At 70.6% G+C, this 1,324-nt stretch carries 1 protein-coding gene; it reads left to right on the top strand.

The window, feature by feature from the left end:
* Positions 1 to 189 precede the first annotated feature (189 nt).
* Positions 190 to 1,266 carry an N-acetyl-gamma-glutamyl-phosphate reductase gene (gene argC / locus MHY20_RS11485; protein WP_239376902.1) on the top strand — a complete coding sequence of 359 codons (1,077 nt, stop codon included), beginning with the start codon at positions 190 to 192 and terminating at the stop codon, positions 1,264 to 1,266.
* Positions 1,267 to 1,324: the final 58 nt, after the last annotated feature.

Here is a 1,324-nt window from a genome sequence, read left to right as displayed (position 1 = left end):
CTTCCTGCCCCTCGCGAGCAGGGGTGTATGGCGGCAGGCCGATGCCGCATAAGCCATGGGGTGTCGCCATACGCCGATGCTCGTGCAGCAACGGAGGCGGGGCCGGGTGAGGTCGGCCGACGGGTCCCGGGGAGTGAGACGCACTGACTCCGGTTGCATACCCACCCGCTCGCCCGTATAGTTTTGCGCATGGTTGAGAAAGCATTCACCGCGGCCGTCGCCGGAGCCTCCGGATATGCGGGCGGAGAGATCGTCCGCCTGCTCCAGCAGCACCCGCGCCTGAACGCTGTCATCCTCACCGCGCACTCCAACGCGGGAGAGAAGGTCGCCGGCCACTTCCCGCACCTCGACCTCGATCCGGAGATGACGTTCGTCGACACCACGGTGGAGAACCTCATCGGGCATGACGTGGTCATCTTGGGCCTCCCGCACGGCCAGTCCGGCCCCATCGCCTCCCAGGTGCGCGAGCAGTCCCCAGACACCCTGGTGGTGGACCTCGGCGCCGACTTCCGCCTCGCCGATCCCGCTGCCTGGGAGGAGTTCTACGGCTCGCACCACGCCGGCACCTGGACCTACGGCATGCCCGAACTGCTGCGCGCCACCGGCACCGGCCAGCGCGACCTGCTCGCCGAGACACGCGAAATCGCGGTGCCCGGCTGCAACGCCTCAGCCGTCACCTTCGCGCTGATGCCGCTGGTGGCGGGCGGCCTCGTAGACCACGCCTCACTCGGTGCGGTGCTCGCCGTCGGCTACTCCGGCGCCGGACGCTCACCGAAGCCGCACCTGCTGCTGTCCGAAGCCGCGGGCGGCGCCGTGCCGTACAGCGCCGGCGGCCAGCACCGGCACATCCCGGAGATCATCCAGAACCTCGCCGCCGCCAGCGGGCAGGAGGCCGACGGATTCCGCCTCACCTTCACCCCGGTCCTCGTGCCGATGTCCCGCGGCATCCAGGCTGTGGTGACCGCGAAGCTCGCTGATTCGCAGACCCCGTCGGCCGCGATCACCCGGGCCTTCCACGACGCCTACGCCGATGAGCCGTTCATCCGCCTCCTCGGCGAGGGCGCGTGTCCGAACACGGCGAGCGCAGCCGGTGCGAACAGTGTCCTGCTCGGCTGGGATGTCGATGAGAAGTCCGGCACCGTCACCGTGATGGCGGCCCTGGACAACCTCGTCAAGGGCACAGCGGGCGCCGCGATCCAGTCGATCAACCTGGCGCTCGGTCTGCCGGAGGGCACCGGGCTCAGCGGCGACGGGCTGCGACCGTAGCCGGAGCGCGTCGGCGCACCTCGTCGGTGCCGCCCACGCCCTCCGGCCGCCCCAGCAG

The organism is Helcobacillus sp. ACRRO (genome assembly GCF_022347125.1).
Lineage (GTDB): Bacteria > Actinomycetota > Actinomycetes > Actinomycetales > Dermabacteraceae > Helcobacillus > Helcobacillus massiliensis.
Note: the sequence above shows the minus strand (reverse complement) of the source record. Positions and strands in the feature narration are given on the sequence as shown.

Excerpts from the sequence above, each read along its gene's own strand:
- argC (WP_239376902.1), top strand. The coding sequence starts at position 190 with ATGGTTGAGAAAGCATTCACCGCGGCCGTCGCCGGAGCCTCCGGATAT.